At 59.2% G+C, this 21,067-nt stretch carries 18 protein-coding genes and 1 pseudogene; 3 read left to right on the top strand and 16 right to left on the bottom strand.

Annotated features, from left to right (window positions below):
• Positions 1–252: 252 nt before the first annotated feature.
• The 8 genes from ACNA0I_RS01215 to ACNA0I_RS01255 form a co-directional block, all read right to left on the bottom strand.
• Positions 253–852, bottom strand: a complete 600-nt coding sequence (locus ACNA0I_RS01215; protein WP_415804239.1) for a S26 family signal peptidase — start codon at positions 850–852, stop codon at positions 253–255.
• Complete coding sequence (locus ACNA0I_RS01220) at positions 849–1,394, bottom strand: DUF2840 domain-containing protein (protein WP_415804240.1); 546 nt, start codon at positions 1,392–1,394, stop codon at positions 849–851. The genes ACNA0I_RS01215 and ACNA0I_RS01220 overlap by 4 nt, the downstream gene beginning before the upstream one ends.
• On the bottom strand, positions 1,391–1,678 hold the full coding sequence (locus tag ACNA0I_RS01225) for a chromosome partitioning protein ParB (RefSeq protein WP_415804241.1): 288 nt from the start codon (positions 1,676–1,678) through the stop codon (positions 1,391–1,393). Before ACNA0I_RS01225 ends, ACNA0I_RS01220 begins: the two co-directional genes overlap by 4 nt.
• On the bottom strand, positions 1,675–2,313 hold the full coding sequence (gene parA / locus ACNA0I_RS01230) for a ParA family partition ATPase (RefSeq protein WP_415804242.1): 639 nt from the start codon (positions 2,311–2,313) through the stop codon (positions 1,675–1,677). Before parA ends, ACNA0I_RS01225 begins: the two co-directional genes overlap by 4 nt.
• A 289-nt stretch (positions 2,314–2,602) precedes the next feature.
• On the bottom strand, positions 2,603–3,372 hold a 770-nt coding region (locus ACNA0I_RS01235; protein WP_415804243.1), incomplete at its 5' end, for a replication initiator protein A.
• 105 nt (positions 3,373–3,477) lie between these two features.
• On the bottom strand, positions 3,478–3,759 hold the full coding sequence (locus ACNA0I_RS01245; RefSeq protein ID WP_014995090.1) for a helix-turn-helix domain-containing protein: 282 nt from the start codon (positions 3,757–3,759) through the stop codon (positions 3,478–3,480).
• A 75-nt stretch (positions 3,760–3,834) separates the two neighbouring features.
• The gene (locus ACNA0I_RS01250) at positions 3,835–4,641 is read right to left on the bottom strand and encodes a DUF2285 domain-containing protein (protein ID WP_415804244.1); all 807 of its coding nucleotides are present in this window, start codon (positions 4,639–4,641) and stop codon (positions 3,835–3,837) included.
• A 322-nt stretch (positions 4,642–4,963) separates the two neighbouring features.
• A complete protein-coding gene (locus ACNA0I_RS01255; protein WP_415804245.1) occupies positions 4,964–5,311 on the bottom strand; it encodes a DUF2958 domain-containing protein in 348 nt (115 codons plus the stop codon).
• 265 nt (positions 5,312–5,576) lie between these two features.
• Here ACNA0I_RS01255 and ACNA0I_RS01260 point away from each other — a divergent pair, with 265 nt between their 5' ends.
• Positions 5,577–5,867, top strand: coding sequence for a helix-turn-helix domain-containing protein (locus tag ACNA0I_RS01260; RefSeq protein WP_415804246.1), 291 nt, complete (start codon positions 5,577–5,579; stop codon positions 5,865–5,867).
• A 47-nt stretch (positions 5,868–5,914) separates the two neighbouring features.
• Here ACNA0I_RS01260 and ACNA0I_RS01265 read toward each other — a convergent pair.
• From ACNA0I_RS01265 to ACNA0I_RS01290, 6 genes and pseudogenes are all read right to left on the bottom strand, one after another.
• A pseudogene (locus ACNA0I_RS01265) lies at positions 5,915–6,188 on the bottom strand (DUF736 domain-containing protein); the annotation flags it as partial.
• A 504-nt stretch (positions 6,189–6,692) separates the two neighbouring features.
• The gene (locus tag ACNA0I_RS01270) at positions 6,693–7,214 is read right to left on the bottom strand and encodes a JAB domain-containing protein (RefSeq protein ID WP_415804247.1); all 522 of its coding nucleotides are present in this window, start codon (positions 7,212–7,214) and stop codon (positions 6,693–6,695) included.
• Between the two features lie 744 nt (positions 7,215–7,958).
• Positions 7,959–8,441: a very short patch repair endonuclease gene (locus tag ACNA0I_RS01275; RefSeq protein ID WP_415804248.1), complete on the bottom strand. Its 483-nt coding sequence runs from the start codon at positions 8,439–8,441 to the stop codon at positions 7,959–7,961.
• Between the two features lie 12 nt (positions 8,442–8,453).
• Positions 8,454–10,106 carry a DUF2357 domain-containing protein gene (locus tag ACNA0I_RS01280; RefSeq protein WP_415804249.1) on the bottom strand — a complete coding sequence of 551 codons (1,653 nt, stop codon included), beginning with the start codon at positions 10,104–10,106 and terminating at the stop codon, positions 8,454–8,456.
• 4 nt (positions 10,107–10,110) lie between these two features.
• Positions 10,111–11,793: an McrB family protein gene (locus ACNA0I_RS01285; protein ID WP_415804250.1), complete on the bottom strand. Its 1,683-nt coding sequence runs from the start codon at positions 11,791–11,793 to the stop codon at positions 10,111–10,113.
• Positions 11,759–13,264 carry a DNA cytosine methyltransferase gene (locus ACNA0I_RS01290; RefSeq protein WP_415804251.1) on the bottom strand — a complete coding sequence of 502 codons (1,506 nt, stop codon included), beginning with the start codon at positions 13,262–13,264 and terminating at the stop codon, positions 11,759–11,761. Before ACNA0I_RS01290 ends, ACNA0I_RS01285 begins: the two co-directional genes overlap by 35 nt.
• Positions 13,265–13,598: 334 nt before the next feature.
• On the opposite strand from ACNA0I_RS01290, the gene ACNA0I_RS01295 reads away from it, so the two are divergent.
• Entirely contained in the window at positions 13,599–14,723 is a 1,125-nt protein-coding gene (locus ACNA0I_RS01295; protein WP_415804252.1) for a hypothetical protein, read from the top strand.
• Positions 14,724–15,046: 323 nt separating this feature from the next.
• Positions 15,047–15,751: an HNH endonuclease gene (locus tag ACNA0I_RS01300; RefSeq protein WP_415804253.1), complete on the top strand. Its 705-nt coding sequence runs from the start codon at positions 15,047–15,049 to the stop codon at positions 15,749–15,751.
• A 101-nt stretch (positions 15,752–15,852) separates the two neighbouring features.
• Here the strand turns inward: ACNA0I_RS01300 and ACNA0I_RS01305 are convergent, their stop codons facing one another.
• Both ACNA0I_RS01305 and ACNA0I_RS01310 read right to left on the bottom strand, forming a co-directional pair.
• Positions 15,853–18,930 carry an AAA family ATPase gene (locus tag ACNA0I_RS01305; protein ID WP_415804254.1) on the bottom strand — a complete coding sequence of 1,026 codons (3,078 nt, stop codon included), beginning with the start codon at positions 18,928–18,930 and terminating at the stop codon, positions 15,853–15,855.
• Positions 18,927–20,747, bottom strand: coding sequence for a hypothetical protein (locus ACNA0I_RS01310; RefSeq protein WP_415804255.1), 1,821 nt, complete (start codon positions 20,745–20,747; stop codon positions 18,927–18,929). Before ACNA0I_RS01310 ends, ACNA0I_RS01305 begins: the two co-directional genes overlap by 4 nt.
• Positions 20,748–21,067: the final 320 nt, after the last annotated feature.

Below are 21,067 nucleotides of genomic sequence, written 5' to 3' on the forward strand. Positions count from 1 at the left end.
CCCCCCGCGGCCGCGCCGGGCNGCGGCGGCCCGGCGGCGTTGCTGCACCCGCAGCCAGCCCGCCGGCGAACACGCCAATGGCCGCAGGCCGAGCGCGTTCGAGACAAGACGCCTGCACGCTGGACGGCTGCGCCGAAGGCAGCGCGAAGTGCGGTGCGAATGCACCCGCACGACGACACCGCGACGGCCAGCAGAACGACATGCCCGATGGCACGACAAGAGGCACGGCAACGTACAGTGAATCGGCGGCCATCATGGGCGTGCCTCCATCCAGACCGGATGCGCAACGCCGATCACGGCGGATGCGCTGACCGGGCCGAAATAGCGGCTGTCGAACGATGCCGGATTGGTCACGCTCAACAGGAACAGTTCGCCCGCCTCAAGGCGACGGCAAAGCTGCAAGGATGGCAACGGTCGGCCCAGCCGGTCGGTAGGCAGCGCAGCGGCCACCGGCACGTCGTCGATGCGTACCTGACCCGCGACAATGCAGACGTGTTGCGGCGCGACCGCGCCCACACGTTTGAGCAGCGGAACGTGTGCCGGCAGGTAGCCGCGCTGCGCAGCGAGCGCGGCTACCTCTGGCGGCAATGTGGTCAGGACGACGCTGCCCACGGACAAGGGACGTGGCAGCGAATCGGCACCGTGGCGCTGCGGATCGACGCGATACCAACCGACCGGAACGCTGTCGGACGGGTTGTAGATCAGGCGCGGCAACGGCTGCACGAAAGCTGCCCAGGCCAGCGCAGCGAGGCCGACGGCGGCGAAGCCCGCCAGCACGAGGCGAGCGCGCAGGCGCGAGCGAGGAAGCGGCGCGGCTTTAGGTGTGCGTGCGGCGGTGGGATGGGCCGTCATGGCAGCGCCCTCCCGGCCAGCCAGGCAGCGTGCCGCTCGGCGGTGTATTCGGGCAGCGGCAAATGCGCGGCGAGCCGGTTGGCGAGCGTGCGCCAGTAGGCGGGCGACGCGTCGATGGCAGCGATCCCCAGCGCCTCGATGCCGTCGATGCGTTCCAGCACGGCGCGCACATTGGCATCACCTTCGGCATGCAGCAGCAGGCACGCGCCTGGCTGCACGCCGGGGATGCGCTGCACGGCATCAAGCGGTGTAGCAGCCTGCATCACCATGAGCTGCCAGCGGATCGTGCCGTAGTCGTTGGCCTGCCAACGAACGCGGCAGAGGATTGCACCCGGCATGAACATGGCGCAGCGCCGCCAGCGGTCGAGCTGGAGCGTGCACGCTGGTTCGCCGAAGCGCAGGTAGAGCTTGAAACGCGGTTCGATGTAGGTGAGCGATACGCGCGTCAACGGCGCGCTGCTAAGCTGGCTGGACGATGCCGCGTGCGCAGCCGTGATCGCGATGGCGGGCGGTGCGGTAGCAGACAATGTGGATGTGGTCATGGCGTGTTCTCCCTGCGGTGTTCTGGAAACTCGCGCTCCAGCAAACCGCGCAGCAGATCGGCCACGGTCACGCCTTGCGTGAAGGCCGACACCTTGATGCGCGCCCGCATGGCGGGCGTGATATCGAGGGTCAGGCGAGCGGTGTAGAGGTCGCCCTTGTTGAGCGCATCCGCGTCGCCCTTGCGAATCCACGCCTCGGCGTGCGGATTAGCGGGCGGACGCGCGCCGATTCCGACCCCCTTGGCCGGGCGTTTGCCGTTGGGTAGGTTGCTGTTGTCGCTCATGACGGCCACCGCAGCAGCTCATCGACCAGCGCGGTGATTTCCTGCGCCGCTGCGCTATCGGGGGCTGTCTCCCGCGCCAATCGACCCGCAGCCACGCTGTCGGCAAAGACGATGCGCTGACGCACCTCGCTGCGCAGCGCTGGCAACGGCTGCTCGGCCAAGGCTTGCCGTGCTTCGCGCCCGATTACCGTGGTGCTGACGCGCCGGTTGATGACGAAGGCCGCGCGTAGCGCAGGCCGGAACACCTGGGCCTCACGGATCAGCGCCACCATCTCGACGCTGGCCCACAGGTCGTAGGGGCTGGGTTGTACCGGGATCAGCACCCGTTCGGCCGCCAGCAGCGCAGAACGCGCCAAGGCGGCAATCCTGGGTGGCCCGTCGATGATGACGTGCTCGGCCCGTCTGGCGAGTTCTGGGGCTTCCTGGTGCAGTGTTTCGCGTGCCAGGCCCACTGCGCCGAAAAGCCGGGGCAAGCCCTGCTGACCTCTGCGCTGCGTCCAATCCAGCGATGAACCCTGCGGGTCGGCATCGAGCAGGACGACATGCTGGCCGCGCAGCGCCAGTTCACCCGCGATGTGGGTGGCGAGCGTGGTCTTGCCGACGCCGCCTTTCTGATTGAGCAAGGCGACGATCATGGCGCGGCCCTCCAGCTTGGAAGACCGGCCTGTTTCTGCCGTGCCGAACGGGGTGTTTTTTTCGGTTCTTGCTGGCTGTTTTTTCGGCCTGCGGCAGTTGTCCACCGCAATGCTGTTTCTCTATCAATAGTTAGAGAATTTAAGTTAGTAATGTTAGAGGGATCGCAAACTCTCGCCGTTACTGGCTTTCCGGCGTTTTCGTACTCCTGATAGCACGATAGGCGTACTCCTGATAGCACGACACCTCTTACTCCTGATAGCACGACCCCATCCACAGCTTGTCCCGCTGTTATCCCCGTGCCGTCTGCGGCACGGGCCGGAAGGTGAGCAATTCCATGTCGTCCTCGGGAATCCGCACGATGCCCAGCTCGTATCCCGGCAGCGATTGCCGGGCGACCAGCGCCCGCAGGTCGTAGGCGAAATCCGAAAGCCGCGTGCTGCTGCCCGACTTGCGGTGCAGATGCCGGAAGTCGAACTGCCAGCCGTATTCCTGCTTGCCGCCATGCTTGCGCACCAGGCGGTACAGCCAGCGCTCGATGCCGCCCGTGAGGCGGAAGTACGTCGGGTCGATGGTCAGCACCAGAGCGGCGTCCAGCACGCCCGCATAGAACCAGTCCGGCAGGATCAACTCGATGCCCAGCGGCGTGCCGTTGGCATCGGCCAGTTCCTTCCATTCGTTGATCCACGAAAAGCGGTGCAAGCGCCTTCCCGTCGTTTCGCGGATGGACGTGGCCACCGTGGTAGATTGCAGTCGGTCGAGCGCGGCCTTGAGGCGCTGGTAGTCGCGCAGCGACTTGCCGCGCCCGATGAAGCGCAGGATCTCGTAGGGCGTGGCCTGCATCCGCCGGGACGGCTGGATGCCCGCGTCCTTGGCTTCGACGATCTGGCTGGCCGCCCAGATCAGGATGTCGGCATCCCAGATGGTGGCAATACCATGCTCCTGCGTGCCTTCCACGCGAATGGTGATGTTGCCGCTGCGAAAGTTGATCGGCGCAGTGCGCCGCGACTTCGCCAGCGAGAAAAACGGGTAGGCCATCAAGTCCTGGGCATCGCGCGGTGNCATGTCCTCGCCCGGCAGTGCGCGGAACAGGTCGAGCTGTTCGCGCTGCTGCAAGGCGTGCCCTGCTGGGCGGGACATGGCGATGGCCACCGACGATGCGCCGATCAGCGCGCACGGCTGTCAGCCGAGTGGTGCTCGGCATATTCAGGATCGGAAGTGGTCTCGAAGCTGCGCGTTTCCGCCCAGGCATCGAGATCAGCCACGGCGTACATGACGCGGCGACCGAACTTGCGGAACTTCGGGCCACCACCGATGACGCGCTGTTTCTCCAGCGTGCGCGGTGACAGGCGCAGGTAGTCGGCAGCCTCATCGTTGGTGAGATAGCGCTGGGGTTGTGCGGGTGTGGCAACGGGAGCGGCGGCAGGCCGCAAGGGAGCGGGTCGCATGGGATGTACCTCCATCAAGCCCGGCCACACAGCGCAGCCGGATGGAGGCAGCCTCAAGAAACTTGAGGCTCTTGCTCAGGGACGTTCTGCTGCGGATGCGAAACGTCCCCCCTCATGCGAAGTGACAACCGGAAGCTGTGCCAGACGGCGATAACCGCCGCGCATCAGCCCATCGCCCCGGCGCACCAGCCGTCGCACGCGCGCGCGCAGAGCGCTGTCGGCGTGCCAGTCGGCGGTAACGGCATCCACACCAAACAGCCCTTCGGCCACCTTCCGCAAGGACGCACCCGCCAGGGTCGCGTCCAGCGCCTGAAGCGTGTGCAGTTCCAGCAATGCGGACAGCGGCGGACGTGGCCGGACGGTCGCCGCAGGTACGGCACCGGCTGCTACGGCGATCTTTTTCAATTCGCTCGCCAGGGCCGCATAGCGTTCGCAAGGCGCGGCGCAGGCCCGGATGGCATAGGCGTAAGCCATGCCATCGGCCAAGCCTGGCGCGAGCACGAAGCGCAGGCAGCAGCCGGGCCAGCGCGCCACCAGCACCAAGCGCTTGCCGTCATGGATCAGGTGTTTGTGGCCCGGCAGCTTCCAGAACTCAAAGCACAGGGCATCGGGCGGCGGATCGGCATCCGGGTAGAGCTGCACCACGGCATCGTGATCGGGGAACCAGGCCGGGTGCGCGTCCCGCGCGTCCAGCGCGGGATCTTCCAGCAGGCGCAGCCCCCAATGCCCAGCAGCATCCGGTTGGCGACGACGGCGCAGCCAGTCGTGACGATAGTCTGGATGACGGCGCAGGTACTCCCAGGCCAACGCCGGGCCATCCAGGTGCAGAACGTAGAGATAGGCCGCCGTGGCATACCACGGCTCGGCACTGCGATCAACCATGCGGCAACCTCCCTGTGCTGGGGGTGCGTCGCCACGGCGAAACGGCGTGCTACGAGGCCATAGTCAAAACGTCATGGGTGAAGCGTAAACTGGCAGTATCAAGACCGATGAACTCCGATGCGTTGCTGAAATCGTCCGAGTGCGACGGCGGCAACGCACTCCAATGGCATGCCGCGTCGGTCAGCTTGCCGCAGCCCGCGCCAGGCATCATGACCGTTTCGATCTGGCACGCACCGCCTCGCTGCAACACTGCCGATTCAGACCGAACGGGTCATAGACCAGACCGAAATAGACACAGTGCGCCACCGCTTCGCGGTCGCCCTCAATCGGTGATCGAGCCGTTGTCTTCGGCCAGTCGCAGGTATTCCGACAGCCGCCGCACCGGCTGGAAGTAGCGATCCCGCATTACGGGCTGCCGGTGTGGCCCGACGATGGCGGCCAGGTCCGACAGCTTCACCGTTCCCAGTGCAGGCATGCCAATCCCCAAGTCGATCAGGCCGTGGGCAGTATCGCCATCTGCTGGGTCGAGCGAAGCCAGCAGCCAAGTGGCATGCGCATCTGGCGTGAACAGGCGCACCATAGGCAGCGGGTCGGTGTCCTGCCCGGCGGCGCGGACTCGGCCGTTGGCCAGCAGGCGCGTGCGCTCATCGGCGGTGATGAGCTGGGTCATGGCTGTACTCCCACAGACGTGTGGAGCATCAGAGGCGCTTTCGCGCCTTCCAACGAAAGCACCAATGCGCAATCCCACGTATCCGCAGAGACGTAGAAGCACGAAGGCACATGCACGGAAGTCGGGAAAGACACGGATCAGGCTCTCCGCTTTTGAAGAAAGCCGCCAATGCGGATTTCAGTAAAGGCACAAAAACAGGTGAGATTGGATGAATGAGTTAAATATAACGTGGTTTTAATTGTGCTGCGAATCGACGCTTCTGTCTATGCAGAAGCGAACCGTCCAGCGCGGCCGACCGGCCGGCTCCACCACCTTCGACGCCGAGCTGGCTCAGGCTTTCGGTGTGGCGGTGCGTGCACTGCGCACGGAACGCGGCATCGCCCAGGAAACGCTGGCCAACCTGGCCGGCATTGAGCGCTCGCACATGGGCAAGATCGAGCGTGGCGAGCATGCGCCGACTCTGGCGATCATCTTCAAGATTGCCGGTGCGCTGCAGTGCAGCACAGCAGCGCTGATGGCCGAAGCGGAAAACCGACTTTCAGCCATCGAGGTGTAGCGCCCCGTCCTAGTGGGCGAGGCGCTGCAGTGGTTACGCCGCCTTGGGCTGCGCGACCAGATCAGGGCGTGCGTGCCTTCCTCACCTTCGAACAGTCGGGCATAGACCGTTGCCGGGAACGAAGGATCGTCCAGGGTCACGGACACATAGGGGCGTCCGGCCCTGCTGATTTTCTTCCACGCCGCGCCGATGTTGTGGCCGGCCGTGTGAAGGCGGAAGTCGGGGGCGCTTTCGTTCTCGCCCTTGTCATTGATGGTCAGGGGGTGCAGCGTGCCGGTGAAGCCGTTTTTTCTCTGCGGAGAAGGTGCCGATGTTAGCCATTGCGATTTCTCCTTTCGGGTTGAACAAGGTCGCGCCAGTGCGTCCTTGTTGTGAGCCGTCCGGCGGCGGATGGGCTGGCCGCACCGCTTGCGGTCGAAGCGCAGCGGAAAATCTAGAAGCGAAAAGAATTTGGCCCTCGAGGAAGCCGCATAGCGGTGGGGAATTGCTTTCGCTGCAAGGTTGTGGCCATGAAGCCCACAGCGTAGCCGTGCCACCGTCAAGGTTCACGACAGGCCAAGGAGGCAGGGGCCACACTCTCCCGAATGGAGGGTGGCCGGCTCGGTACTCCCGCATGACGGCTTCACCGACTTGCGCCCTGACGCCGGCAAGGCTCACACCCGGTAGCACGTATTCAGGAATAGCACAGCAAAGACTTCATGCTCAAAACCAGACGGATTCTCTAGTCTGAGCTTGTCCACTCCTGGTGAGGAGCAAGTTGCACGCAAGCATATTATCGGGACTGTTCCGTCATAGGGGAAGCCGGACGGCTTCCCCTATGTTGGCTCAAAGCAATCCTGCCTCCGCCATGGACACGACCTGCGCGCCAGCCACGATGAAGTGATCGAGCACCCGCACGTCCACCAATACAAGCGCATCCTTCAGATGCTTGGTCAGTACGATGTCTGCACGACTAGCCTCGCACGAACCGGAAGGATGGTTATGTACCAGCACGACGGACACTGCATTCCTTGCCAATGCAAGCTTCACTACCTCCCGTGGATAGACCGCTGTCTGATTGACGGTACCGCGAAACGGCTCCAGGTATTCAATCAAGCGGTTCTGGCCATCGAGCAGAATCAGCCCGAAGACTTCGTACTCTAACGCTGCATTCAGACGCAACTGCAGGAACTCCCTGACCAGTACAGGATTGGACAAATTGTGCCCGCGCAGATCGTCAGCATTGACCAGTTCACGCGCTACCGCCAGGATCTCCTTGCGGCTGGCAGGGCGCACAGCGCCGTCTGCTTCGCGTACCAACAGTGCATCAGCGTTCAGAGGTTCAAGGGAAAGATCGTATTGCTGCATGTCAGCCTCCGGTTCGGAATCAGGCGGAATTGCCTGGATCCGAAGGAGTCATGCCGCAGCGCAAGGGGTCACAGGGTCGCCAGACGGCTCCAGGCCGCAAGCGCATGCATGCGCGCCGCCCTTGAACCCGAGAACGGCATGGCACATTGGGAGGAAATAAGGCCGCCACCCACCCTCACTGGGTTTGAGGCAAGTGCCGGCAGGCACGCGGCAGGCGTCAGGAGGTAGCAAGACTGGCTTCGCCAGTCCCGCCAAGGATGAGCGAACAGCGAACCTGAATCCGCCCGACCCGCCATCAGCGGGTGACGCTCAGTTTTTCTGGATGGCAAACAGCCAAGCAGGAAAAATTGAACCCTGTTAGAACTATGAATAGACAGCCTTTATCCCGTCGCAGAGAACGAAACCAATACATCAAAGGACAGAGGCATGTTCCATCACGACGACAATGACGAAACATCGGGGCCACTCGATACCCCTTTTCCCGGCGGGACGGCACCGCCGCACGTGATAAGCCAGCATATCGAAGCTGCGCTGACATAGTCTGTGCGCTTGGCCGTCAAAGTGCTGGGGCACCCAGCGAAGCCGCAATCATGCAAATTTTTCAGACAATGATGGACCGGACGGTCTTTGACAACGGCGTCCACGACGTCATCCCGTCCTCCGTACACTGACAGCCGCAGGGGAAAACAATGGAAAGACTGCAGCTACTCAAGGCGTTGGCGAAAACCGGCTGCCAACTGGCGGTCAGCGTGCCTGCGCTGAGCGGAAGTCGGACCATGCTCCTGAGATAATGAGCTCTGTCTGGTTGCCACAAATAAAGCTATCGCAAAGCCGTAACACAGCATCGAACGGCAAGCGTGCCCTACCCTTTAAGCAACACTCCCAGACAGTGAGCACGCGCCAGCCCGAAGCGAGCAGAGCCTCATGCGCTCTGGCATCGCGACTCTGGTTCGCAGCGATCTTCTCCGACCAGAACTCGCTACGTGTGGCAGGCAGGCGGAACATCGGGCAATCGTGGCCGTGCCAGAAGCAACCGTGCACCAGAATGACAGCCTTATATCTGGGAAACACGAGGTCCGGCCGGCCGGGAAGACTGCGATCCTGCAGGCGATAACGAAACCCACGTGCATGCAGCCCCCGACGGATCAACATCTCCGGCTTGGTATCACGCCCACGGATGCGACTCATATTGAGCTGACGCTGCTCTTCCGTCAGGACATCAACCATATATATGCCGTCCTATGCTGCAGCGTCTTCAACAAGAGTCCGCAAGCTTGCCTGCAATTCGTCGGTGCTCATACCGGGCCGAAGCGTCAGCGCACCAAAGCGGAACTGCTCACGGTATTCCGGATGAAACAGACGACCCGGCATCGCCGTCTTCTGGAAATCAGTCCCCAGCACTGGCACGTGTGGTGTGAGCAGATAGGCAGCGGTAACGATGCCTTCCACCTGACCGCTCTGTACTTCCTGGACAAGTGCATCCCGATAGGTGTGGATCGAATTCAGCGCTTCGTTCAAGCCGTCGTTAATACGATACTTCGCATCTAGTACGATCACCCGCCGCCTGGAGCTCCCGGCCTTTTTTTGCGCGAACACGATATCAGGGACCATCATACGGCTGAAACTGCCTTCGCTCTCCGGCTCAACCCAGTATTCCCGGTATTGCCGCTGAAAGCAGAACAGCTTGTCTATCCCCACGGGCACAATGACGGAACCGGCGGCAATCGTCACCCCACCCGCTGCATCGGCAACGAATAAATTGCCAAGCTCCGCTCCAGCCGGACTGTACTCCTGCACAGCAGCTCGCAGCAGCCTCAGAAAGCACCACAACTCATACAGTTCGTAAGTACGGGCCAGTGGCATCTGCAGAAAGTCACCGAACAATGCCGCCAGCCCCAGATTCATGTCCTGCCAGAGACGGTAAAAGCGGTGATAGACCGGGTCGTTACGAAACAGCGAAGACATCTGCAACATCGCCGGGCCGTCGCTAACTTCGGCCATAAAGCCTGTACTGGTTGCATCGTTAAACCCACGGGCTATACGCCGCGCGCGCTGCGACCAGCTTCCTGTGGCGGTGCGAATTTCCAGATCGTCTTCCTTATCTGCCTTTGCAAGCAACTCAGCAACTCCGGACAACCAGGCAGCCCAGGCTCTCAGACAGGCTTTGATCTGCCGGTGCTCTGGAATATCCACGCTGTTCTGGCGTTGACGTAAGGTAATCCGGGCCGGCAAACGCCCCCCAAGTGCCGCAGGTAGCCTGGAAGTCGTATTCGTCTCGGTTCTTATCCGACCGCTCCTGAACGATTTGATAACCTCAGGACCGGTCGCCCGAACCGCTCTGTGCAGAGGTACCGCCACCTCCATGGCACGCAGAAAATGACGCGGCGAACGATTGATCGCAGAGACAGTCCGCATAATTTCATCCGCACGTGACCGCAGAAACTCCAGCCGTGCCAGCGGTGGCGGCCGGTTACCGGGTTGCCGGGCGATGCCTTTGCGAAATGCGCTGAGTGAAAACAGGGCGAAAGTATCTTCGAGAACCTCCCGCACCATAGTGTCGAAGTCGGCCCGAGTCAGTTTGCGCAGGTCCGGATCGGTGGTGATCTCAAAACTGCGTATCCCGGTGCCCGGAAGACGCAGTGCCACCTCAGCAACGCCTGCGTGAAAGCCGGGCGTCCAGCGCCACCGCGCTACCCGAGGCTGGCGGGACCGCAACGCCTCCACCGGAACATCGTCAATCGACAGATCTGCATCAAGGGCATCGTCGCACTCGCGCAACTCAAACAGATAAGAAACGGCTTCGCGCACCTCACCGGGCGGGATTTCATCCTGCACCGGCCAGACCTGCCAGGCGGATCCGCCATTTTCTCGCAGGATATATAGTGCGGCCACGCCTTTACCTCATTGCCTGGAATGACCCGAATTCGTCAAGATCATTAAGGAGTGTGCGAATAAAGGCCTGCGCGCGTGGCAAGCCTTCGCAACTCTGATCCAGACGATTAAGTAAAGCCCGCTGGCGTTCCGAGCCACGCAGTTTCACCAGCACCTTCTGCACCAGCAATTGATCGGTCACCTCATCAGGCGCATTTCCCAAATGCCGGGCATCAAAGGCGTGATAACGCACAAACTCTTCAATTAGACGGTAGCCGAACCCGAGACCATGCTGTTGCATGAGCCCGTGAACCTCAGTCAGTTTCGGCTCGGACGCGGCACGGGCGGCAGCCAGTTCAGGATAACGCGCTTCCAGAGAGCTCAGGAAGCCCGGTACATCCACAGCAGACATCTCAATCACAGACGCCCTGTCCAGCACCTTATCGCTGACCGGATTAGTCGTCTCATCAACGTTAATCGTGCCAATAATAAAAAGATTGTGAGGCAGCGGGATTTCCGCCCGGACACTCGTTCCCGTCGTCCCCTCCAGCGGGACGTTATTGGAATGCAATTGCAACGCCCCCCTGGACTCAATGGCAGACAACACATCCGACAGGTAGTACTCCACCCGTGCCAGATTCATTTCATCCAACACGACAAATACTGGCGAGTTCCTGTGCGCTGTCGCCACCAGCACCGCCTCCAGAAATGTCGGCACAACATATCGGTTAGTCAATACATCGTAGTAGCCTGTCAGACCAGACGGGTCAGTCCACTCTGGACGTACCGGACACTCAAAAATCAGAGGATCAGCGGCTGTATCAGAAGTCAGACCATGGACCGCCCGGGCATACTTCAACGCCAGCTGCGTCTTGCCCGTCCCCGACAAGCCCGAAAGAATCACGAAGTGTTTGTGATCCAGAAAATTCAGTGCAGCATGAAACCGCCGGACTTCCCCATTGGGATAGTGACCGCCCAGGGCGCTGACGGCAGCCTCAATCTCCTCAACCGGAATCGTCGCAGGCATGCGGCACATGTCTGGACCGAGCGTCGCCGTATCTGTCCAGACCGGCAACTCGTGGATTTTCTCGCGGCCCACCAGAGTACCCAGCCAGCCGATGAACTCACGGGCAAGCAGACTGCGCCTGGCCGATGCGGTGGGGGGGTGCAATGCGACTACGATTTCATCCGGATCAGTACTCGGGCCGAAAGGCGTCAGATCGAAGGCAAGACTGTCCCAGAACTTAGCGTTCCGTAACCACAACTTCCCATCCTGCGCCAGATAGATGGGCACCAGGTTATTTCTGGCGCTGTATCTGATGGTAGCCCCGGGGAGCTCAGAAGAGTCGTCATCACTAGTGGAGGACTCCAAGGCGAACGCAGACTCATCAGCGCCATCGCTTCTTGCTGCGGCCCCAAAGCGTTTCATATCAGCAAGACGCTGCAGGAAATTCGCTTTGTCATTGCGTACCAGCACCGCGAAATAGACCTCGTCCTCGGGCGGAAAGCGCAGCACGCAACCAAATATCATCGCCTCAATATCATCCCGCACATTGTCCAGGTTCACTACGCCAAGCTGAATACCACCCTCAACAATCTTCGCGCTGTTGGAAACACCGAACAACTCACGAGGCCGGACAGCTCTCGAAGTTCCGAAATGCCGCTGTGCTGCTTCAAGAAACTGCCGCTGCCGCTCGACGAGGCTCATCAGCCGTCTCCTTGACTTTAAGTGCCGACTGAAGTGTCTGCATCATATGTGTGGCAATCGCCTTGGCCAGCAGAGGCGGTACGGCATTACCGATCTGTTTGAAAGCAGGATTCATGGTGCCGCTGAAGCGGAAACCATCCGGAAACGACTGAAGGCGTGCCGCCTCACGCACGGAGATAGTCCGCGCCTGTTTGCTGTCGTAATGAATGTGGCTGTACCCATCTTTACCCAGGTGCGCCATGAGCGTACGTACCGGCTGGTCACGCCACATTTTTCGCCACTTATTCGGGAACTTGCTCGCATCATAGGGAGGTACAACGGACTCCCAGAGCGCCTTGTATTTTGCTGAGCCTTCAGGAATCTTGTCTCCCCGTGCTCTGGCCGCGGCTAACTGTTCTTCAAACATGGCCACAGCATGAACATACGCCTGAGGATACTGATCGCCAGGATTCATACGTGCAAAGAGTTCATAGTCCCGGGGAAGATACCGGATCACATGGTCGGTGATCCCTTCATCAGGAGCCTCGTGTCCTGGCCAGTTACGCATCCGTTGGGCATAGGCCGAGGTTTTTCTGCGCCCATAACTGACTGGCGTGTCAAAACGGCGTGCCCCCCGGGCGATCTTGCCTGCCGCCAGCAGTTCACGCGCATTGATTGCCGGCAGATCCCCTAAAGCATCTTCCGCCGTCACCGCAGGCGGAAGATCCTCGCTGGCGGCGGGAGGAGCGATGTAAGAATGAGCATCGCACTCAAGACTGCGCAATGTTTTAAGCGCGACTGAGCGTGAACCCTCGTAGCCAGGAGGCAGCACAAGCCAGTTCGTCGGCGACGGGAAGGACACATCAGTGGTCAGCTCGTTGCGGTAGGCAATGAGAAACATCCGTTCCCGCATCTGCGGCACACCATAGAAAGCTGCGTTCAGCAACGTATAACCACAGCGATAGCCCTTGCCTTCCAGAACTTCGCAAGTTTCCTCCGCAACGTTATGGCCACCATGGTTCAGGATATCCGGCACATTCTCCATGAGCACAGCCAGTGGCTGAAAAGCGTCCACATACTCAAGGTATTTCTTGTAGAGCTGAGCCCGGGGGTCGTGGATGAAGGCTTCCGGATGCTCCTCAATCTCACGCAGCTTTGACCGGCCCACCCGGGCAAAAGCCTGACAAGGCGGTCCTCCGACAACCACGTCAAACGCCTCTGCCACGCTTCCCAGGCCAAGCTGCTCACATAGCTCAGCAGGGGTCGTCTTCGTAATATCGATCGCCTTACTGTGCGACTCAGCGCCGTTATGGAAGTTGAGACCATGGGACCTGGCGGCTTCGGGGTCGAACTCGACTGCACCACCGATCTCAAAGCCGGCGGCCTCAAAGCCGAGGGAGATACCGCCACAACCGGCAAACAGGTCCAGCACCCGGGGTTTGGCACCTTCCCTCAGACGTACCAGCTTACGAAAAATGACGTCATTACTCATTTAAGTCAGATCCTTCTCGGGACGACAGGCGCAAGGGAAGCTCCAGCTGCCCCTGATGTTCATCGAGGAAACGCTGCACCGCCGTACGGATAACCCAGGCGGCCGACACATGGTTCGCATCAGCAAGCGCCTGAACACGCAAGTGTGCCACCTCCGGCAGCATCACAGACGTTCTCACAGTTTTCCGGTCAGGAGTGATCGGACTTCTGGCCATATCTCGTCCATCAGTTGGTGGGCAATGGTGTCATTATGCACCACTGTGCATACATCTGCACCACCACTGTGGTAACCTGCAAGCCACGCAAAAAGTAACCAGAAGAAAGTAGGAACTCACATGTCCCGTAAGCTGGCTCTGAAACGTCTGACCGCATCAGATCTGACATTCTTCAAATGGCATTTCCAGCATCAGCCAGCGGGAAACCAGAAAGCATTCAATCTGGACGCCCGGATTCTGACTGGCGCAATGTTTCCGGAGTTGGGCAGACGATCTACCCTACGGAACCCTATTTACCTTCTCACTCTTCATCTTTTCGGGCCAGGTCTCGTGCAGCCATATACGCTGGCGCGGAAGATTCTGAAACAGCAGAAGAACTGGCGTCTGAATGGTGAGCAGATTGACAACCCTGAAGACGACCCGGAACGTTACAACATACTCTCTCCGGGAGACTTCGCATTGTTCGAGTTCTCGGGTAATGAAAAACCGGAAGTAGTAAAAATCAACTTCGTTGCACACAACGTCGCCTCAGATGCAGCAATACATCGGGAACTTACCCGCAGGTACCCATCTGGCTCTATGTGGCTACTGCAGGAAACTACCATTGCAGACATTCTGGCGGCAGCGGCACCACCAGCCGGGCATCCACTTAATGGTTGGATTGAGAGCGATGCCCTCGAGGATGCCGCGTTGGGCGGTGCCACCGGCACCGCAGCCATCAACAGGCGTTCGGGAGGCCGTGGCATCCCCCCCGAAGATTTCATCCGTTCCCGACAAGCAGCAGAACAGACTGGCGTTACAGGAGAAAATCTGCTGAACACCTACCTGGATTATGAGCTCTCTCAAGGGCGGATCAGCGAATTCGAATGGACCGCAAGTATCAACGCCGTTGCTCCATTTGACTTCCAGGTGAGCCCAACCCCTGACGAAACTCGTGTCATCGACGCCAAAAGTACCAGCGGAGCATTTACCAATCCGCTTCATCTGTCGCTCGGAGAGGTACAACGGGCTGTTCACGGCCCGGAGCCCTACGACATCTATCGTCTTTACGAAGTGACAGATGACACCGCAAAGATGCGGATTGCACGCAATATCGGTCCACAACTACGAGACATCCTGGGCCAGCTAAGTGCACTTCCTACAGGCGTGACCGCGGACGGCATTTCAGTCCTGCCTGCTTTCCTCGACTTCGATACAGATGAGATTGCTCTGACCGGTTCATATGGCGACGGTACTGACGAATGACAACCTCCCGCACGTGGTCTCTTATCTCCCTGGAGCCCGAAGCCCGTCAATACGGAGGAAATACAGGCTACTCTGATGAAGTCCAACAAGTCTATCGCTACGATAGCAGCGTTGCCAACCATAAGCAGTTGGCGAGAGGTGACTTAGTCTTCATACGAGACTCGAAGCACCTCCTGGGTGTCGCACGGATAGAAAGCATCTCTGCATCCACTATCCAGAAAACCCGAAGGCGATGCCCCGTATGCGGACAAACAGGTATCAAGCGTCGCAAATCCAACCCAGTACCTTGGCGATGCACCAAAGGACACGAGTTTCAGACGCCTGTGGAGGAAGTCATTGACATCGTCGGATTCGAGGCCAGATACGAGCAAAGTTTCGTACAAACACCGAAAGCCGTACCCATTTCAGATCTGAAAGCTGCCGCCATTCGACCCAATGACCAGCTTTCAATTGAAGAGTTAGATCTCTCCAAAATCGAGCAGATACTCCTAGTAAGTTACCCTCAGACACGAGCACTGATTGAACATTTTCTGTATGGGTATGTGCTCCCCCCTTCCGAAGCAGACTCAGCAGCAGACGCCAGCAACACATCAGGGACGGCTTTCATCACAACGATGACCGATACCCGCGAAAGCGTACTGCGATCGATTCGAGTCCGGCGTGGGCAAAAAAAATTCCGCGATCACCTAATCCGGCGATACGGCGCTCGTTGCTTAGCATCAGGTTGTGAGCTGATGGATATTATCGAAGCAGCCCACATCGACCCGTTTCGTGATGCCAACGACCATCATCCGGAGAACGGCCTATTGCTCAGGGCCGATCTGCATACGCTGTTTGATCTGAACCTGATGGGTATCGAGCCCGACGCTCTGACACTGCACTTTCCGAAGCACGTCCGAAATGCAGGATATCAGTCACTCGAGAATAGTAGCCTCCAGCTCACAACAGGCAAAAGACCGGCACACGCTCCGCTAGCCAGACGATGGGAAGCCTATCTCGCCCATACCGCACTTGTAATGCCCCAATGACTTGGCTAGTTTTTCTCAGCAAGGTAAGTTATGTAGCGATCTCAACATCACGAGAGCTCATAAATTATTCGGGCGCCATTGTCCGTATCCCAAGCGTCGCGTTATGCGCGGGAAAGCACTAACTCCTTGAAATCGTCGCCAAGGAATCGGAACTTGTGGCGGAGCAGGCCAGCAAGCTTAGTGTCCGCAGTTGCAAAGAAAATCTGTCGCGACCCATTGATTGCCAGATGGCGAAGGTGATCCAGGAATGAAAGGACATTGATGTCATCAACATGGGCGACGGGATCATCGAAAATCAGTACGGGGGGGCCTGACCGAAGGCGGCCATTCATAGCTAGGAACAGTGACAATGCGAAGGCAGAGCGTTGACCGGTACTCATCTGGTCGAGTTCGACTTGCCTCCCTGTTTGACGACGAACAATAGCAAGCATCCCATTTTCGACCTTTAGTTCGAATTCATTCGGCATGTGAATGCTGGCGAAGGTACGAGCAATCTCTTCTGCGTTTTCGGCAAGTATCTGGTTGGTCAACTCTCCACCGGAACTTTCCTTTGTCAGCGCCTCCAAAATACCCTCTGCATCACCCAAACGATTGATCTTAGTCCTGCATTCGTCGATTTTGCTCGTGAGCGTAGCGACTGTTTTTGTTTCTTTATCAAGCGCCGTATTGTTGGCGCCCTCCTGCGCAATAGCCGTAGCGACTTTCGATATAAGTTGTTGAGCAGAAGACAGGTTAATGATGATTTCATCGACAGTTGCGTCCTGACTGATCGTTAGGAGCGACATGAGAATCTGACGAGCGCTCAGCGCGGCCTCCATATCGAAAACCTGCTTTGTGACTACCTTTGCCAACGCTTCGGCACTCTCAGGAAGATCGATCGACAGACGAGCAGCCAGTGCTTCACACTCTTGCTGTACGCCATCAGATTCCTGCACTGCAATCTTGGACGCTTCTTGCGCGGCCGCGAGCGCCTCCTTATAATCCGCTTCCAGGGTCTGCAACTGATCGATGGTTGGCGGTGCTTCCAGGCCGGAGGCTAGCAGCCTAGCGGACAGGTCTTCCAAAGAAAGCCCATCGGATTGAAGCTGTTGGATCTGGCTCTGTACCGCTTCCAGACTAGTTCGATCTCGTTCGAACAGGGCCTTATCCTGATCGATCTGAGTGAGCGCCTCGTGGACTGTCGTTGATTGCGCACGTTCGCCAAGGAATGCCCGCAAGGCTTCGAGCGCCGCTTGGGCCGAGCGAATGCCTATCAATGCTTCTTCCGCTTCGGCAATCTCTGCTTGGAACTGCGTCGCTTGCTCGGACGTGTTGCTATCGACATCGGACATCATTCGGATGAGCAGTTGACCGCCTTCAAATTCGTTGTGGCAGAGGGGGCAATGATCGGGATTAGAAACGCGCTTCAGAATATCTTGGGCGGTAGATCGGAGCCGCTGCCTGAGAACGGTCAGGCTGTTCTGAGTTTTCTCCAGCGCCTGAAGAGATGATCGAGCTGTCGTGAGTCGACGTTGCAACTCTGCGGCTTGCGCCTCGATGGTTGAGTTGGCTTCCTCCACTCGTTGGTCCAGCACGTGCTCGACAGCGTTTTCGTTGACGTGGGAGGCAACCAGGGCTAGCCTTGATCCACGTGTACGGACCGCGTCCTGAAGCTCCCGCCCCTCCCTGGCAAGCCGCGAAAACTCCGTGCGTGCATAGGGTAGCAGCGCCTCTATCGCCGAAATACTCTCCACCGCAGCTTGTGCCGCACGCTGCGCTTTGGCGTGCTCCAGTCTGGCAGCCCTTGCGCGGTCATCTAGCGCAGTGGCGTTGACCGCCTCTTCGCTCAGGTTCGCCAATAGCTGCAGCGCACTTTGTGGATCGCCGTGCAACACATTGAACGACGACTGTCGAAGAATTTCGGTTGCCGAGATAGCTTCTTGAAGGCTCTGGCGCAAGGAGGAAATGCCGCCCGCATCTTCTGGTGCCTGCAACCATCCAGACTGCTTTAACGCGGCAAGCAGTTCGAGGAACAGACTGTCAGAGAGCTTCGGCGCATTCCTGATGCTATCGGCACGATCCTGCGCAGCTCGCTTCAATTGCGTGTTCGCTTCGTTGTCGCGACGAAAACTCTTCAATTCTTCGCGCAGTTTCTCCAACACACGGCGGAGTCGGTCAGCCAGGTTCTCGGCGGCCGCACCGAGCACGAGGCGCGTGACGTCCGCACCAATCTGATCCGAACTTGCCGATACGCTGAGATGGACCGCCGCGTCGGTATCGAGAAAATTGAACTTCCCAAAACTGTCCTGAATGCTGACCTTTTTCAGCTCGGTCTTCGCATACCAGTTCGAGTGGCGTGCTCGAAGGCGCGCCGCGTCGGTAGTAGAGGACAACTTTTCCGAGGTGCCCGCCAGTTCCAAAGTGATGGATGTCCGGTTCAGCACAGCAGAGGACCGGCGATTCCTTCCACAGTAGCCGAACTCGATCGCTTCGAGCAGCGAGGTTTTACCAACCCCATTGGTGCCGACGATCAGATTGACACGTCCCAGAAGGTGATCCTTTTGCTCAGGATGGGGCCTAAAACCTGTGATCGTCAGGCGTTTTAGGAATTGACTGGCTGCTGCTTTTTCGGCTGGCAACAGCGGCATCGGAGAAACCTGCCGCGCGGCCCTATCCTTCGTTCCCGCTACGATGCGGCGTACCGCGTCGGGCACCGAGATGTCGTCATCGAGAACGAAGCCTAGCCCGTGCTGCTCAAGCGTTTGCGACCATGTCGTAGCCAGATCGGCAGGCATGGGTCCTGCGGGCGTCGCCGGGCTTCCTTTGGCGAGCAGCTTAGGAACGTCCTCTTCTCGGATGACCTGCTTGCGAGCGTACTCCCGGTCCGCTTCGACGGCGGCCTTGACGCGGCCGAATTCGCCTCGACTTGCTTCCTCGTTGCTCGTGACGAAATAGAGGTAGTGGCTCCAGCGCAGATCCGTGGCGACCTGTGTGGAGAAGTACATGGGGGACAGAATCTCTTCTTGGTAGCGCTTGAGCGAAGGGGCGGTGGTGGACAGTCGATCATTGAGATCGAAATAGCGAATCGCATATTCGCGCCTGCCGAACCTATCCACCGCACGAAACACCCCAGGCCCAACACCTTCGAGATCGGGGTATCGACCCCTGAGCATTGCTTCCACACGCTGGGCGTTGATCATGGTCTGTCTTCCGCAATGTCCACCGGCGATGCGCCGGCGGGAATGTCGATGAGATTCGTGCCCTGCGGGCCGCGTGCGCCATAGCTATCGTCTCTGCGAAAAACGACGCACAGCCGATCTTGGGCTCGCACAACTGCGTCAGCGAGTGCTTCGCCGTTTTGGCCATTTTTGATAGCAGCGTTCAGCGCATGGCCGACGACGGCCTGCGTGAGTTTCTGGTGGACGCTGTTTACCTCCGCATCATCTGCTTGGTCTGCGAGATAGACGAGTGCTGCAGACCCTCGCGCTCCGGTATCGGGCTCAACATTGTGGTGCGGGGCTTCACCCCGCCATGCGAAGTGGAAGCCATCAGCTAGATCCCGCACTGGCGCTGGCCAGGGCACATCTCGCTTGGCCAAGCCTATCGCGTCGTGCGCGCGCTGCAGGCGTCCTCTGCGGTAGGCGACACCGGGCCTTGCAGGGTCCAACTCCTGATGGACCGTGACCCGCCGAATCGATTCCTCATTTCGGTCCAGTTGGAAAGCGTCTAGTTCGTTGACGGCATACCACGTGGTCGGATTCCCGCGAGGACCAACGAGAATTTCGATGGCTCTTTCCACTGCGAGCGGGCTCGCTTGCGACGCCTGCTGCAGCGGGGCCGCGATCGCCTGAAAGCCGGCCAACGCGACAGCGAAGCCATCATGGGCAATCGCGCCCGGCTCCCAGGCGCTCATGGCGGCGCTCCATGTCCAGCGCTCTTCGACCGCGACAAAGTTCTTCGGCACGATCGCTTGTTCCCCTGGGAAGAGCAGCTTTTGCTTCTGCAACAGGAGGATTTGCCCCTCGTAATTCAGAAAGAACGAATGCCATCGTTGCGCCAACAGGCTGTAGTACAGCCCTCGGCGATGCAACTCATCGATCAGGCCGTCGTCTGCGCCGAACTTTGCCGGCGGCGCGTACCAAGCGGACCCTGCAACATTATTCCACTCCGCACACTTGCCATCGCCCTTAGCCTCCTTGATGTTGTGGGCCCAGTTGACGCAAAGAAGCTCGACGTGATTGTTGCTGCCCACCGAACATAGACGCGCGCGATAGGCGGCGTAGTCGGCGTGAGCGGGCTTCGGGTTGAGTTGGATATGGATTAGCAAGCAGTTGGGGTGTGCTTGCTCGATGTGGTCGGTGAAATCGAAAGCGTCGGAGCAGATAATCGACAACAGCCCCATTTGTCCAGCGCCGCGATTGAACGCATAGACGACCTGGCCGACGCAAAGCGCGGTTTGCTCGATATCGCGGTAGTCCCGGCACGCGACGGTCTTGAACTGCGCCAGCAAGAACAACACAGGTTGTCCAACCGCATCCTCGGCCCAGAAAACGTAGAGCAGCGGATCGACATAGCGTTTTTGCGCCACCTGTCGCGGATCAAGCGGCTCGTGATGAAACACGCACTGCCCACCCGCGTTGCAACGTTCAGCCAGCGCTCGTATTTCTGCTGGAGGAATGCTTTCGCAGCCCAGAACCCATAAGGACCCAACGGCTGGTTGATATCGCCCTTCGATAATTTCTTCTACCACGGTCCATGGAACACAGTATTCGGGAGCAACAGCCAAATCGGCGTGCACTTGAACCGCATTTGAGAGAAAGCCGCTGCAAAGCGAATGGCCTAGCGCAGCGTCCGCGTGGCCCACCCGCATATCGTTTGCTTCGATGACACCTGCGGGTTGAAGAAGGATGGCGCGATAGGGTTCACGAGCCGGGTTCAACGCCTGCAACTGAGGAAGTGTCAGAGGATGCGGCCGCTGACCCAACACCTCTTCCACGTCGACGATAGTAATTGCCACTATGCATCTCTCCTGTAGCTAGCGTAGCTCGATAACCTATGTCGGTAGAACAAGCAGCTTAAGCCCGGGGTTCCTGTTGTTTCTTTCTTTTTCCTTATTGTAACTATTAGTTTTGGTTTTGGACAGTAACGAGCACCCAGCAGGAAACGCTCCCCACCCCACCCACGGCTTGCCTGGACAGGGGGCGATCAGGAATCGACCAGTCGGCTGCACATCGGGCTCAGTGGCGCGCTTCGTGCCAAGTGGCTCAGCGCGGGTCGGACTTTTACGATGACGATATGGACCGGGTGGAAATCAGCCCGTTTAGCCGAATAAAGCCT

This window comes from Bordetella muralis (genome assembly GCF_965139205.1).
Taxonomy (GTDB): domain Bacteria; phylum Pseudomonadota; class Gammaproteobacteria; order Burkholderiales; family Burkholderiaceae_B; genus Bordetella_A; species Bordetella_A muralis.